The 16,127-nt window shown below is 42.3% G+C and carries 11 protein-coding genes; 10 read left to right on the plus strand and 1 reads right to left on the minus strand.

The features are described 5' to 3' along the window. The first annotated feature begins 106 nt into the window (after window positions 1–106). On the plus strand, window positions 107–1,621 hold the full coding sequence (locus G603_RS21135) for an AAA family ATPase (RefSeq protein ID WP_081669765.1): 1,515 nt from the start codon (window positions 107–109) through the stop codon (window positions 1,619–1,621). Here the strand turns inward: G603_RS21135 and G603_RS22175 are convergent. Then, on the minus strand, window positions 1,505–2,161 hold the full coding sequence (locus G603_RS22175) for a YczE/YyaS/YitT family protein (protein WP_026525602.1): 657 nt from the start codon (window positions 2,159–2,161) through the stop codon (window positions 1,505–1,507). The two genes, G603_RS21135 and G603_RS22175, sit on opposite strands and share 117 nt — an antisense overlap. A 213-nt stretch (window positions 2,162–2,374) precedes the next feature. Here G603_RS22175 and G603_RS0100405 point away from each other — a divergent pair, with 213 nt between their 5' ends. The 9 genes from G603_RS0100405 to G603_RS18685 all read left to right on the plus strand — a co-directional run bounded on the left by G603_RS0100405 (window position 2,375) and on the right by G603_RS18685 (window position 16,069). Next, window positions 2,375–2,578, plus strand: coding sequence for a hypothetical protein (locus G603_RS0100405; RefSeq protein WP_026525601.1), 204 nt, complete (start codon window positions 2,375–2,377; stop codon window positions 2,576–2,578). A 7-nt stretch (window positions 2,579–2,585) separates the two neighbouring features. Further along, on the plus strand, window positions 2,586–4,943 hold the full coding sequence (locus tag G603_RS21140) for a sensor domain-containing diguanylate cyclase (protein WP_051207294.1): 2,358 nt from the start codon (window positions 2,586–2,588) through the stop codon (window positions 4,941–4,943). Window positions 4,944–4,964: 21 nt separating this feature from the next. Continuing rightward, entirely contained in the window at window positions 4,965–7,973 is a 3,009-nt protein-coding gene (locus tag G603_RS21145; protein ID WP_051207296.1) for an ATP-binding protein, read from the plus strand. 32 nt (window positions 7,974–8,005) lie between these two features. Beyond that, complete coding sequence (locus G603_RS0100420; RefSeq protein ID WP_242829669.1) at window positions 8,006–8,794, plus strand: response regulator; 789 nt, start codon at window positions 8,006–8,008, stop codon at window positions 8,792–8,794. A 41-nt stretch (window positions 8,795–8,835) separates the two neighbouring features. Beyond that, window positions 8,836–9,756 (plus strand): orotidine-5'-phosphate decarboxylase, encoded by a 921-nt coding sequence (gene pyrF, locus G603_RS0100425; RefSeq protein ID WP_026668958.1) that lies wholly within the window; start codon window positions 8,836–8,838, stop codon window positions 9,754–9,756. Between the two features lie 87 nt (window positions 9,757–9,843). Then, window positions 9,844–10,536: an orotate phosphoribosyltransferase gene (gene pyrE, locus G603_RS0100430; RefSeq protein ID WP_026668959.1), complete on the plus strand. Its 693-nt coding sequence runs from the start codon at window positions 9,844–9,846 to the stop codon at window positions 10,534–10,536. An 8-nt stretch (window positions 10,537–10,544) separates the two neighbouring features. Further along, the gene (locus G603_RS0100435; RefSeq protein WP_026668960.1) at window positions 10,545–10,907 is read left to right on the plus strand and encodes a DUF6142 family protein; all 363 of its coding nucleotides are present in this window, start codon (window positions 10,545–10,547) and stop codon (window positions 10,905–10,907) included. A gap of 9 nt (window positions 10,908–10,916) precedes the next feature. Next, window positions 10,917–13,397, plus strand: a complete 2,481-nt coding sequence (locus G603_RS0100440; RefSeq protein ID WP_026668961.1) for a hybrid sensor histidine kinase/response regulator — start codon at window positions 10,917–10,919, stop codon at window positions 13,395–13,397. Continuing rightward, entirely contained in the window at window positions 13,394–16,069 is a 2,676-nt protein-coding gene (locus tag G603_RS18685) for a DegV family protein (protein ID WP_051207297.1), read from the plus strand. The genes G603_RS0100440 and G603_RS18685 overlap by 4 nt, the downstream gene beginning before the upstream one ends. Window positions 16,070–16,127 lie beyond the last annotated feature (58 nt).

Raw genomic sequence — 16,127 nt, forward strand, 5'->3', positions numbered from 1 at the left:
AGCAGATAAGTCATAAAAAGCACAGTATGTGAAAAAGTTAATATGAAAATCTAAGCCTCAGGTACATCGGTGCCTGAGGCTATATTAAAGGTTAAAGGGGAATTACATGAATCAGGATTTGTTGGGGAACATTTATAACGACTTTTTTGGACCGGGGTCAGGCGGAGATGGTAAGCCTCCCGTATTTGATGATCCAAATAAAGAAAAGGAGATTAAAGAGCGCGTAGAGAAGGACTTTAAAAATGAGAAGGACAGCTCCGGTGTTAACGGACCGGAATTATCCTTTGGTGATGAAGGTAAGTCAGCACCGGATAAAAATCCGGATATACTTTCAGGGGAGAAAAAACATTATCAGGATGCTGATGAAGCCTTAAGAGAAGCAAGAGCACTGTTTAACTCAACGCATTTTGCTAAGAACATTACTGAAGGGAATGACACAGGAGCTTTAACACCCCAGAACGACCAGACTCCTCAGTCCGGCGCACCACAGATGCAGATGGCAACTTCAGCTCCCGTAGAGCCAAAGCCCCAGGAGCCTGAGACAGATCCCATGGATGATTTAAATGCTCTTATCGGTCTTGCCTCTATCAAACATGATGTTAAGGAACTTACAGATTTTGCCAAGGTTCAAAAGCTTCGTAAAGACGAAGGTATGAAGGCTGTTCCTGTTTCACTTCACCTTGTATTTACAGGTAATCCCGGAACAGGTAAGACCACAGTAGCAAGAATCATTTCCAGAATCTACAAGCAGATAGGCGTTCTTTCCAAGGGACAGCTTGTTGAGGTTGACAGATCAGGACTTGTTGCAGGCTACGTTGGACAGACAGCTCTTAAGACTCAGGAAAAAATCAACGAAGCTCTCGGCGGCGTTCTTTTCATAGACGAAGCTTATTCACTTTCTCAGGAGAATGACGCTTTCGGTCAGGAAGCAATTGATACGATCCTTAAAGCAATGGAGGATCACAGAGATGATCTCGTTGTAATCGTTGCCGGCTACACAGAGCCCATGGAGAAGTTCATCAACAGCAATCCCGGCTTAAAGTCCAGATTCAATAAGTACATTGAATTCCCGGATTATTCAATCGATGAGCTTGAAGCTATCTTCAACATGAACTGCAAAAAGTACGAGTACGAAGTGGAAGAGGATACAGCTAAGCATATCCGCGAGATGATCACAGCAAGGAAGCTTGAGAGAACTGAGAACTTCGCAAACGCTAGAGAAGTGCGAAATCTCTTCGAGGAGATCGTAACCAATCAGGCCAGAAGAATTGCAGAGATCGAGTCACCTACAGCAGACGACATCAGACTTATCAAATCTGAGGACCTTATGGAAAAAACAGAGGATGAGACTAAGAAAGATGAAGGACCTGCTGAGGAGACTGCAGAAAATAAAGAAGCAGCCGAAACCACTAACGAATCAGTAGAGACTGAAGTGCCAGAGGAGACAGCTGCCGATGTAGAATCTGCTTCAGAAGCAGAGGATGTACAAAACGAAGAATCCGCTTCAGACAGTTCCGAACTTGAAGACGTGCTTCCCGAGGAACTTGCCGACGATAGTGATGGTGGGTCCGAGGAGGAAGACCATCAGGACAGTGGCGATTCTGATCTTGCCACCGAATAAAATAGCGATCAATGTAACAGATCCATCAAATCCCATTCGAACAAATTTGAATGGGATTTTTTTTAGCAATCTTTCACTGATAATAACAGGAAGAGCATCATAAGGTGCAACTCCCATATCGGCATTCATGTAGAAAGACGCTGCGATTACAAAACACAAAAGAGCAAGTGCAAATACGATTGCTCTGTAGGGCCATGTGGTAAAAATATACTCAGGTATTATCTGTTTCCAAAGCCATCCAAAGAACTGAGCTATATATCCGATGAAAACCATGTTTGCTACAGTTCCGGGACCTATAAGGTTCCTTGCATACAGGATTACAAGAATGAAAAGAACCAGATTAAGTCCAAGCTGCCATGTTCCAAGACCGATGCCAAGTCTGTTTGAAAGGGTTACGTTCATGAATGTACAGGGGTCAGTTCCAAGATCAACCTTTATAAGGAATGAGAGGAAAAATCCCATGAGAAAAACTCCAATCGACATAACCGCAAGTTTCTTTTTAAATAAAGGATCCTTAGTGAATCTATCTAACAAAGCCATACTGAACCTTCTTTCATATCTATATTCATTGCAAAAACAGAACGCTAAAATATGACCTGTTTTCTGCATGCGACCTTACTAATTTAGAGCATTTTGAAAATATTGTAAAGTATTAGTTAAAGAGTCTTAAAAAACAATTAAATCATTCACAAGGGTTATATGCGCTGCGATTTTTATAGTATTATACAATTACAGATAATAAGGGGAATTTCGATGAATATTTATTTATGTGGCGTTAATGAAACGCTGTCAGAGGCTATAGATAATATCAATAAAAACGATAAAGAAGGCAGAACTTTTGCCTTAGACGAAGAGAAGGACAGGTGCTACGTGGGAGATGAGAAATTCAGGGAAGCGCCTGTGATAATCAATTATCACAACACTTATTATGCACCTACGTTAGTATCTGCAAATTGAGGGGAATATGCTTAGAAACGAAGAAATAGATCAATTGACAGGACTGTCAAATCTGTATTCATTCAGGGCAAAAGCGCAGAAAATGATAGACGATCCGGAGCTTAGGAAGAAGGATCTGGTTATCATCTATTTTGATGTGGAAAATTTTAAAGCCTACAATGCCAAATTCGGTTTTGAGGCAGGAGATCGCTTTTTACAGAATATGTCAAAAAGCATCAAGAAGATTTTTCAGGAGCTTTTGGTTGCAAGATTTTCAGATGATCATTTCGTTGTACTGGCCTATGCTAACTCCATAGAGGCCAGAATTAATGATGTCTACAGAAGAGTCAAGGGCTACAATCCCGATGCAGACGTACAGATGAAGGCCGGAGTCTACGAGCTTGAATACGACGACTCTGATATAAGTATGGCATGCGACAAGGCAAGGATGGCTTGTGCCAGCATTAAAAACAGCTATGATGTCATCGTTCGCGTCTATGACAAAGAGATAGGCAACAGAATAAACCTCGCTAACTACATCATGCATAACGTAAATGAAGCGATACTCAAAGGCTATATAAAGGTGTACTATCAGCCCGTCGTAAGAGTATTAAGCGGTAAAATATGCGGTTTTGAAGCTCTTGCAAGATGGATAGATCCTGAGCATGGATTTCTTATGCCCAGTGTGTTCATTCCTATTCTGGAGGATGCACATCTTATCTACAAGCTTGATGCCTTTGTGGTAAGGCAGGTCTGCGAGGATATTAAAGAGTTTACAGGGCAGGGATATAAAGCATTTCCTGTTTCTGTCAATTTTTCCCGTGCGGATTTCCATCAAAGGGATATGTACCGCGTAGTTAATGAAGCGGTTACAAGTAATGATATTCCCAAAAGTCTTATTCATATCGAGATTACGGAAAGCGCTCTTGAAGATGAATCCGGCATTCTTAAGGGTACCATGGACAAATTCAGACAAGGCGGATATCAGGTCTGGATGGATGATTTTGGCAGCGGATATTCTTCATTCAATCTGCTTAAGGACTACGAATTTGATGTCCTTAAATTCGATATGAAATTCCTTCAGGATTTCGCATCAAAACCCAGAGAGACTGCGATTTGGGAAAATATAATAAACATGGCGGAAGAGATCGGCATACAGACTCTGGCTGAGGGCGTTGAGACCCTCGAAACCTGGGACTTTTTAAAGCGCGTTGGATGTGAAAAGGCGCAGGGGTATTTCTTTGGAAGACCCATGAGTAAAGAAGAGGTGGTTGATTATCTTGATGAGTACGGCGAAAAGGCATTAGGAGACAGTTCTGCGGAACCAAGATATCAGGACCTTCTAAATGATGATAATGCGATTTTGCTGGAAGAAGATACTACTGAAACTCTCGAAGAACAAAAAGCAAGTCTGGCAGAGGAACTGTATATGTCCAATTCAGAGATGTACACAAAGCTTGCAGCCAAAGGCTTTGCCGCGCTTTTGGAATACAATTCCTATTCTCAGTTCCAGAAGTATTCATTTTTCATAGTGGCTGATCTGACAAACGATAAGCTTTTAAACCTGCATCTTAGTAAGCAGAGGAAGATTCTCGATAAGCGCTATCGTTCTGAAGATTCCTATGAAGACATGATCGATGAGATTGTAAGAGATACAGTTATCCAGGAAGAGAAAGGTGATGTCTCTACATTCTTTAACAGAGACAGGCTTGTTCTTGCTTATCACAGCGGAATATCAAGCGATGATATTGAATTTCACAGAATCGCCAATGTAAAGGTTGCACCCAGATGGACTCATACCACCTATGAGATAGTGGAGGAAGATGGAAAGCTTGTTGCTTACTTCCTGTCCTTCGATATAGATGAATACAAAAAGTCCAAGGAACTGGTAACGCAGATGGCGGAAAGAGACACCCTTACAGGTCTCTATAACAGGCATACTGCGGTTCCGCTTATCAGAAACAGACTCTACAGACGTCAAAAGGGTAAGGCAGCGATGATCATGATGGATGTAGATGAATTCAGAGATATCAATGACAGGTTTGGACATCTTGCGGGAGATGAGGTCCTAAGGAGAATAGCCGCAAGGCTTGATGAAATTTTTGGAAGAGATGGAATAGTCTGCCATATCGATCAGGACGAGTTCCTTGTGTTCGTGGAAGATGTGGAGGAGAGTGATCTTAAAAACCGAATAGACAGATTCAGCGGTAATGTTTTTGAAGTCAGGTTCCACAACGATCTGATTCCATTTACTGTGTCCTGCGGTTATGTAATTCATCCCGATCATGGAAGAGGATATCATGATCTTTACAGAAAGGCAGATGCAGCCCTTTGCAATGCCAAGAGCCATGGTAACGGTCTTTCACAAAAGTATGATGAGGGTTAAAGCAAAGAGGAAATAAAGAGAATGTCAGAGGCAAGAAAAGAGAGCATAAAAAGGCATTTTGTTTTATTTATAATGCTGACGCTCTGTACGGTAATCACGATTAAAAACAATATCCATATTGATAGCGGCGATGACATGACGACATTTCAGTATTTTGCTGTGTATCTCTTCAAGTTTTCACCTATAATTGTGCTGTCTGCAACTGAAGGTGTTATTCCTTCTATTATTTCATGTCTGATTCTTTTCGTTTCAAAAACAATGGTAAATCAAGAACTTGCCTTTACAACGGCAATCTATATAGTGGGTGGAGCAGTGACCTACTATTGCACTATGGCAGGGATGTTTGCCAAAAAGCGCAAGGCTCTCATTATGATGTTTGTTTATATGGCTCTCTATGGAAGCGTATGGGGCGGCGTACTTGGAATATTGGCAGGCAGGGGATTTATGGAATTTCTGCCATCAAGAAGTATTTTTTATTTCCTGAATGAGTTTCCGGAAGCCTTCGTTGCTGTAGCTATCATATATATTACTTTTGGCATTGCGCCTAATAAGGTTAAGGGGTTGTTCTTCTGTGGCGTTTTCTATAGATCGGATGTGGATCCCTTTAGTAAAAAAATCGCGGATATTCGCAACTCTAAGCTGAGCCGTGCGGTAAGTATGACCATTTCCATACAGGCAATAGTACTTGGTATCTGCGCTGCAGTTTATGCCAACACTCTTATACCCGGTATGCAGAGAACCGCCAATGGTGCGGAGAGTCCTGAGGTCACAGCTATTATTCAGGATATAGACTGGAACAGCGTCAGCAATGCCATCATATTGGAGCAGCACGTAAGTGATATAGAAAAGGTCAGAAACCTGAATTACGGAGTGTTTGTTTTTACCGGGCAGACGCTGATTTTTGATACGAAGCTCATCATGCTGATTCTGATAGTAATTATTCCCATGAGTGTAATTGCCAATCAGTTTGCTCAAAGCAGAATCTCGCAGCCAATACAGAGGGTGGCGGATGCTGTCGGAGCCTTTTATGAATTTGGGGCGTCGAAGCTTGATGATAATCTAAACAGACTGCAAAATCTGAACATTACAACCGGGGATGAGATTGAGTACATGTACCGGACCTTCGTAAAAACGGCGGAGACCATGGTCCAGTATGTAAAAATGATCCAGGCACAAAGGACTTTGGCTGACGAGCTGAGAGCGCAGCAGATGGCCAATGAGGCAAAAACCAATTTCCTATCCAGTATGTCCCATGAGATAAGGACGCCTATCAACGCCATGCTGGGCTTTAACGAGATGATTCTAAGGGAGAGTAAGGATCCTGAGATCACCAAGTATGCGTCAAATGTTAATAATTCCGGCAAACATCTGCTGGGGCTTGTTAATGATATTTTGGATTTCTCCAGAATAGAAGCGGGTAAGACAGAGATCATTCCTGTTGAGTATGACCTCAGTTCCATGATAAATGACCTTATAAATACCACCAAGGTAAGGATGAAGGGTAAAAATCTTGAGCTGAAAACTAATATTTCAACGGAGCTCCCGCTGATACTTATGGGTGATGAGATCAGAATAAAGCAGTGTGCAATGAATCTTCTGACCAATGCCATAAAGTATACCAATGAAGGCAGCATCACTTTTTCTGTTGATCACAGGAAGGTTGATGATGAAACAATATCCCTGAGAATCAGGGTTAAGGACACAGGAATCGGTATAAAAAAAGAGGATATGGAAAGACTCTTTGCTCCCTTTGAGAGAATCGAGGAGAGTAAAAACAGGACCATCGAGGGTACCGGCCTTGGAATGAATATCGTCAAAAAGCTTCTGGCACTTATGGATTCAAGACTTCTTGTCAGCAGCCAGTATGGCCAGGGAAGTGAGTTTTCCTTCAGTGTAAAGCAGAAGGTTCTTAACTGGAATCCCATCGGTGATTTTGCAGCCACCTATGAGGAGACACTTATGGGGCAGGCTACTTACCACGAGAGCTTCCATGCACCTGATGCAAGAATACTTGTTGTTGATGATACCCTTGCCAATCTTACGGTTATCCAGGGACTGCTTAAGTCCACCCAGGTAAAGGTGGATCTTGCTGAAAGTGGCTACGAGGCTTTGGAAAAGGTCTGTGCGAATAAGTACAATATTATTTTCATGGATCACAGAATGCCCAAGATGGACGGAATCGAAACTCTTCATGCCATGAATGAAATGGAAGAGAACATAAATAAGGATGTTCCTGTTTATGCTCTGACCGCCAACGTAATAAGCGGTGCCAGAGAGATGTATCTAAAGGAAGGTTTTGCCGGATACCTGCCAAAACCTGTAGATTCCGCAAGACTTGAAGATACCATAATGAAAAATCTTCCTGAAGAGCTGATCATAAGACCGGGAGAAGGCGGATTTGAAGACATCATTGTTGAGGAGGGATTCAGCAGTGAGGATATGGAAGCTATCGAGATCATGACCAAGCTTGAGGGGATTGATTTTGAAACAGGATCCACCAATTGCGGTGGCCCTTCAGCTCTTAAGAAAGTGGCTACGGACTTTGTCCTTTCAATTGAATCTAAATCCAAATCCATCGAGGATGCATGGAAGTTTGAGGATTATGAGAATTACACCACCTATGTTCACGGACTAAAGAGCAGTGCAAGGGTAATAGGAGCAACGGAGCTTTCTAACCTGGCTGCATACCTTGAACAGTGTGGAAATAAAAAAGATATCGACGAGATAACAAGTCGCACTCCTGAACTGCTTGAGCATTACAGGGCATACAGTGAATACTTAAAGCCCCTTAACACAGCAGATGACAATAATGAGGAAGAGCTCAAAAAGCCTCTCATCGAACCTGATGAACTTAAGGGTGCATTAAAGAGTCTTAGGGAATTCGTCGAAGGTAACTATTTTGACAGTGCAGATGATGTGGTTTCCATGATGGACGACTATCGGATGCCTGATGATTTTAAGGATACTTACAAAGAGATCAAAAGACTTCTCTCTGCTGTTGACAGAGACGGTCTGTTAAAGCTATTGTAAGAAAGATGTTTGTAAGAAAAGAAGGTGTGAGTATGGATATGAGTATGGATAAAAGAGTACTTCTTATTGGATCACCTAAAAGCTTTATGGTTAATGCCATAGCAAGAGGCTTACAAAACGAAGACTATGAAGTTGTGCAGTGCGAGTTTTCAGCAGGTGCGATCAATAATATAGAGGATAAGCCACAGCTCTATGTTTTATATCTTGGCGACCTGGATTATTCTGATCCGGAAATGAATGGTCTTTCTGTACTGAGATTTTTGGATGATGCCATAGACAAGGAGCATTTCTTCTTATATGAAGTCGGTAACACCGATGAGCTTGCCTATGCAGAGAAGGTATTGTCCAAGATAAAGGTTACAGAGACTTACCTAAGACCCCTTGATGTCAAGATGCTTGCAGGCGATCTTGATATGGCGGTTGAGAACTGCAGACTTGGTGAGGATCAGAAAAAGAAGATTCTGGTTGTGGACGACGACGGCACCATGCTTAGAATGATAAGAACCTGGCTCTCAGTTAAGTATAGGGTTTATATGGCAAGCTCAGGCAAAATAGCCCTCACCTTCCTTCAGAACAACAAGGTGGATCTGGTGCTTTTGGATTATATGATGCCACAGATGGATGGCCCGGAGGTCCTTAAGCAGATAAGGGCCAACAGTGAAACGGCTGACATTCCGGTTATGTTCCTTACATCCAAGAGTGATAAGGAAAGTGTTATAACCGTTGCATCACTAAGACCTGAGAAATATCTATTAAAAACGATGCCTAAGGCAAAGCTTATTCGCGCAATAGACGAATTTTTCTTCGGACCCTATGCGTGAGTACAGCTTACTTTAACTAAATATATTGGAGGAGAACACGTATGATAAAAAGACTTGCAGATGGCATTAAAAGGATGCAGGCACCTATTGTGGTGGGCCTTGATCCCAAGACAGATTTTATTCCGAAAAGGATCCTTGATAAGGCTTTGGCAGAGCATGGAAACACAGCGGAAGCTGTAGCGGAGAGCTTCTTTGAATTCAATAAGGAAATAGTGGATCATATCTATGACCTTGTTCCCGCAGTGAAGCCCCAGGTAGCGATGTATGAGCAGTACGGACTTCCGGGACTTGTGGCTTATCAGAAGACCATCGATTATTGCCATGAAAAGGGCCTTCTCGTAATTGCCGATGTAAAAAGAGGCGATATCGGTTCCACATCTGAGTCATACGCCCTGGCACATCTTGGAGCATCCAAAGTTGGCGATACTCTGGTTAAGGGCTTTGATGCTGATTTTGCAACGGTTAATCCCTATCTTGGTTCAGACGGTGTAAAGCCTTTTATAAATGTATGTAACGAGTTCGATAAGGGTATATTCGTACTTGTTAAGACTTCCAATCCCAGCAGCGGAGAGTTCCAGGATAAGATATGTGACGGCAAGCCTCTCTATGAGACGGTAGGCGCTCTGGTTGAAAAATGGGGTCAGGAATCCATGGACGGAGATTACAGTAATGTAGGCGCTGTTGTAGGTGCTACATATCCTGAGATGGGTAAGGTACTTAGAGATGTTATGCCCCACGCCTTCATCCTTGTTCCCGGCTACGGAGCACAGGGTGGAAAAGGTTCAGACCTTGTTCATTTCTTTGATAAGGACGGACTTGGTGCAATCGTTAATTCCTCAAGAGGAATCATCGCAGCATGGAAAAATGAGAAGTACGGCGATCCTTCTAAGGAGCTTCTTGGCGAAGCAGCTAGACTTGCGGTTCTCGATATGAAGGAAGATATAAACAGCGCACTTGGCTGATAATGTACGAATATTTTATACAGCTGATTTATGTTATAATTTTGTGTGCTTATAATATAGAAATTTTTCAAAGGAGTTTTGTTAAAAATGGAAAGCTACAAAGAAGAATTTATCAATTTTATGGTGGACAGCAATGTTCTTAAGTTTGGAGAATTTACACTTAAGAGCGGACGTAAATCCCCGTTTTTCATGAATGCAGGTGCCTATGTTACAGGCTCACAGCTTAGAAAACTGGGTGAATACTATGCAAGAGCAATTCATGACACCTATGGTCTTGAGTTTGACGTCCTTTTTGGACCCGCTTATAAAGGAATACCGCTGACAGTAGTTACCTGTGTGGCTATCAGCGAATTATACGGAAGAGAGATCAGATACTGTTCTAACAGAAAAGAAATAAAGGACCACGGCGATAAGGGAATCCTGCTTGGAACCAAGCTGCGTGATGGCGACAGAGTTCTTATCATCGAGGATGTTACTACATCCGGTAAGTCCATCGAAGAGACAGTTCCGATTATCCGCGAGCAGGCCGACGTTGATATCGTAGGCCTTATGGTTTCACTTAACCGTCAGGAGAAGGGACAGGATTCTGACAATAGCGCTCTTTCTGAGATCCGCGATCGCTATGGATTTGAGGCAAATGCAATCGTTACCATGCAGGAAGTGGTTGAGTGTCTCTACAACAAGCCGATAGACGGAGAGGTTATCCTTACCAAGGATATCAAGAAGGCTATCGATGAGTATTATAAGGAGTACGGAGCAGCTGACGTTAAGTTTGGCTGATGATGTTTATGGAGGAGTCAAGGAAAAGGAAAAAGTTTAGAATCAAGTTGCCGGTCAGGCGAAGGGATCGCTATGTTTTCACGGATAAAAAGCATCCGGAAAATGGCGTCTTTTCCGCGGCCCTTGGTCTGATTTCCCTTGTGACGATCATCTATGCGGTGGTGCTGTCATTTAAAAACGGAGGTCAGGCCCAGGCGAAATCTGCGGTGGCTGTTCTAATCTGCATAATATATGCAATAGTGGGGCTTGTACTGGGAATAATGTCCAGAATGGAGCGAGATATTTTCAGATTCTTCCCGCATCTAGGTATTATACTTAATTCTATCTCACTTCTTTTTATGGGCGTGTTACTGTTTCTTGCATTTATGTGAGGTGCAAATATGAACAGAAGCCAAAAGGATGAGGAAAACCAAAGATCGATACAGCTGCTACTGCTTTTATGCTACCTGCTGTATACGATTGGTCTTGCCATTGCTGCAGTTACAAGAGGCTGGGAGATGTGGACTATCCCCGTTATGTTTTTGGGTGTGGCCATCTCCTGGAGCCTTTATTCCACTGGGCATTTTGAGTTCAGGTTTCGTATTTATATCTACGCAGGTTTTATTTCACTTGCGACTTTCTTCTATGGTACGCATTCTGATGCATTGTACCATTCTGCTTTGATAATAGTTCTGGCTATGTTGCTTTTTTCTCTTACAGAGGATAAGGCATCACTTCGAATTCTTTTCATGACATATTTATTGCTAATTGCATATCATCTTCTCCTTATAATTCTGAAAAGGGAAGACAGTGGTAATTTCTTTTCATCCATAACGCTGTTAAATTTGCTGGCTGTGATGGTATCCAACAGAGTTGCAGGTTATGTGTGTGAAATCTTAAGTGCATCCCGCGGTGTGTCGGATGATCTGGAGAGACAGCTTGGTGAAATGAAGCAGAAGTCCGAGGACTTCATGGCTAATGTGTCCCATGAGTTGAGAACCCCCATCAACGTTGTTATTGGTCTGTCATCAATTCTGATAAAGGATGAGAAGGTTGACCGAAAAAAAGCAGACCTTAATGCCATTCAGAACGCAGGTCGAAGACTATTTGGACGAATCGAAGATATTCTTGACTATACTGAGATAGATACGGACAGTATCACTATTTCTGATGATGAATATCATATTTCTTCCATAATCAACGACGTAGTCACAGAGTACAGGGAGACTTATGGACAGACTGCCCCTGAGCTGGTGGTAGATATGTGTGCCAATATTCCTGCGAGAATGGCAGGAGATGCACTAAAAATTAAGAGAATCATAAGACACGTCGTAACCAATGCAGCCAAGTTCACTGATGAAAACGGCTGTATCTTCCTCAGGGTTTTCACAAGGAAAAAGAATTATGGTGTAAATCTGTGTATCGAAGTAACTGATACAGGTATCGGTATGTCGGAGGAGGAACTGCGACGGGTAACTGCGGCTGCCTATCAGGCTGATTCCGGAAGAAGCAGAAGAGTAGAAGGTATCGGTCTTGGACTATCCATCGTCTACGGTTTTGTCAAGGAAATGGGCGGCTTTGTCCATATAAAGAGTGAAAAGAAAAAGGGAACCAAAGTCAGCATCAGTATTCCTCAGAAGGTTATTGATGATAAGCCAAGCGTAGTAGTGGACAGATCTGCCAAGATTACAGCGGCATGCTATCTGAAAACTTCCAAATACAGAAGCCCTGCAATTCGTGAATATTATATTGCAATGCTAAGATCCTCATTTAACGATCTGGGTATGCCCTTTAACTTTGTAACAGAGCTTGATGCTCTTAAGTCCTTAGTTGATACCGGCAATATCACTCATATTTTCACGGCGGAGGAAGAATACTCAGAGCAGAAAAAATATATTGAGTTTATTGGCAGAGATATAGATATAGTTGTTTCTGTATCCCCTGACTTTAGAATTCCAAGAGATAGCAATGCAACCTTTGTCAGAAAGCCTGTATTTAGTCACTCTCTTGTAAGTGCCATAAACAGAAAGCTGGCCCTTTGGGAGTTTGATCCTGAGGTCAGCGGCAAGAGGCTTACCTTCGAGGGCGTTAAGGCTCTTGTAGTCGATGATGAAGAGATGAACCTTATTGTTGCAAAGGGTATACTTGCAGGCTATGGCATGGATGTAACCCTTGTACGCGGCGGAATGGAAGCCCTTCATGAGTGTGAAAAAACAAGATTTGATGTTATTTTCATGGATCACATGATGCCGGATGTTGATGGTGTTGAAGCAATGAAGCTCATCAGAAAACATTACGGAACTGATGACCATACTATGATAATAGCCTTCACTGCAAACGCAGTAAGCGGTGTCAGAGAGATGTTCATGAAGGAAGGCTTTGATGAATTCATCGCTAAGCCCATTGAAAGTTCTGAACTGGAGCGTGTTCTTAAGAAAATTCTGCCCTCTACCATGTGGCAGTACAAGGCAATTGAACAAAGTGAAGACTATGAATATTCCTTCTCGGATATCGATACAAGTATCGCTGAGAGATTCACAGTCCTTGATGCTTCAGAAGGTATCAGACTCTGCAGAGGCAACGAGGGCTTCTTTGGTGAGGTTCTTGAAGAGTTCATGCAGGATTCTGAGGAGGTTATGGCAGAGCTTCAGGCATGTTATGAGAAGAAAGACTGGACTAATTACAGAATCATCCTGAATGGTCTTAAGCTGTCAGCCAGAATAATCGGAGCTGAGGAATTATCAAGAGAAGCCCAGGAGATTGAGAGGGCTGCCGCTGAGAAGTGGGATGCATATATTATCGCAAACCATGATTCAATTGAGAAAAGAATAGAAGAAGTCAATGCAGACATATCCAGAGTATATGGAGGTAATGCATCATGATTATACAAAGGCTTTTTAACAACGTAGAAGACCATAACAAAAGCCTCCAGGAGAGAGTGTTTGTCATACTTACCTTTATAGGAATGTTATCGGTATTCCTGCTGATTTTTATCGGAATGATCATGGGTGACAGTATACTGAACACTCTGGCTTTGATTGCATGCTTTTTTGGATTTTTAGGTGTAATAATTTTCTCTATCAAGAAAAGACGTGTACAGACAGGTGCCACCATAATCGGTCTGGTTCTTGTCGTTTTTCTGCTGCCCCTTTCATTTATTTATGGCGGCGGAATCTATGGCGGATCACCTCTTTGGTTCATCTTTGGTTTTGCCTTTATCGGAATGACTGTTGCCGGCAGAAGAAAATATGTGCTTATGGCCATAGGCGCAGTAGCTATGACGGCATCCTATTATCTTGCTTACATGTATCCTGAATATGTTGCAAGTCACACGATTTTAGCGGCACATATGGATTCTCTTATAAGTAATCTTATTATAAGTATTCTGCTTGTAGTAATGATCCTTTTTGAAAACAGAGTCTACATTGCAGAGAATAAGCTTATTGAGAGACAAAAGGAAGAAATTCAAAAGCTCTCACAGTCCAAGAGTAAATTCTTCTCCACTGTGAGCCACGAGATCAGAACGCCCATTGATACCATGGTAGGCTTCAATGAGCTTATTATTCGTGACTCCGATTCTGAGGAGATTACTGAGAACGCACTGAATATTAAAAGTGCCGGAAGACTGCTTCTCAATCTTGTTAATGATGTCATTGATGTAGCCAAGCTCGAATCAGGCAAAATGGAAATCGTGCCTAATGAATATGATGTTGTAAACATGCTGGCTGAGACCATCAACATGACCTACGAGGAGGCTCATGAAAAGCGGCTTCAATTCTTTGTGGACATAGATCCCCTCACTCCGAAGGTTCTTATCGGTGATGATATCAGAATAGAGCAGATTCTTATCAATCTGATAAATAACGCCATTAAATATACCAATGAAGGAAGTATCACCTTATCGCTTCGTACCAAGACTGCAAACTCCGGCGAGATAATGCTTGTCTTTTCCGTTGAAGATACAGGTATCGGCATCAAAAAGGATGCCATTGCTCATGTATTCGATGAGTTTAAGAGAGTAAATGAAAACGGCGCCAAGGATGTAATGGGTACGGGACTTGGACTTACCATTGTGAAGATGCTTACTGATCAGATGAATGGTGAGATTCAGGTGAACAGTATCTATACGAAGGGATCAAACTTTGTTGTTACCATTCCCCAGGAGGTTGTTAAGAGTGAATCTATAGGCGAGGTAACTCTTGAAGATCTGAGACATAAGAAGCTGGCAACTGAGTATAAGCAGAGCTTTGAAGCTCCGGGTGCGAGAATCCTTATAGTAGATGATAATCAGATGAACCGCGTAGTCACAAAAAGGCTCCTTCGCGATACCAAGATGGAGATTGATGAAGCAGGAAGCGGTCAGGAATGTCTTGAAAAATGTGCCAATATCCAGTACGAATGCATTTTCATGGATCAGGTAATGCCTGAGATGGACGGTACAGAGTGCCTTAGACAGATAAAGCAGCAGATGGGTGGTATGAACAGGGAAACTCCCGTAGTTGTAATTACTGCCTTTACTTCCGGTGATGATCAGGCCAAATTCCGTATGGCAGGCTTTGACGGTTATCTTTTGAAGCCTATCAATGGTGAGATGCTTGAGAATACGCTCCTTAGAATTCTTCCTGCCGACCTTATCAGAAGAACAAGGCCTACAGACCCGGATGCAGCTGTAAGCAAAAAGGGAAGTCTGCATAAGGATAAGCTTCCTATCCTTATTACAACTGAGAGTATCTGCGACCTTCCTGCTGAGATTGTTGAGAAGATGAGACTGCCAATAATTCCTTTTTCTATCAGGAATAAAAACGGCTCCTTCATAGATGGTGTCGAGACAGAGACTGAAGGTGTACTTGAATATATTTCTGAAAACGGAAATGAGGATCTTTTTGCAGAAAATCCATCTGTTCAGGAATATGAGGAATTCTTTGCTTCAAGACTTGATGAAGCAGATAATGTAATTCATATCAGCATGTCCGGAAAAGCCGGAGGTGCTTATCATGTTGCCATGGAGGCAGCAGCTTCCTTCGACAGGGTTCACATCGTGGATTCTGAGTCACTTTCCTGCGGCATGGGACTTTTGGTGCTTGAAGCTCAGAACCTTGTCCAGACAGGAATAAGTCCTGCAGAATGCGTACGTCAGCTGGATAAGATAAAGAAGAGAATACATACGAGTTTCCTTATAAACAATATTGATTACCTCGTTAAGCTTGGAAGAATCAATCCAAGGATGAAGGGTATGAGCCGCATATTTATGCTTAAACCGGGCATTCTTTTCAGAGACGGAAGAGGAACTCTGCTAAGAATGTTTATGGGTGCTTCAGGCAAGACCAAGAGGCGCTATATCGGCATGCAGTTTGATACCGGCAGAAGCATTGATAAGAGAAGATTGTTCATAACCCACACGGGTTTGTCTGCAAATGAGCTGGATGACATTATCAGATGGGTTGGGGATGAGATGGTTTTTGATGATGTTATTGTGCAGAAAGAGTCGGCTGCCAGTGCTGCAATCCATGGCCAGGGCGCCTTTGGAATTATCTTCATGTATGAAGACGAATAAGGTTGAAAGTCGTCTGTATATTGTGGTATAAAAGTTAGGGTAAAAAACAATATTTTCG

It is taken from the genome of Butyrivibrio sp. AE3006, from assembly GCF_000424165.1.
Lineage (GTDB): Bacteria > Bacillota > Clostridia > Lachnospirales > Lachnospiraceae > Butyrivibrio.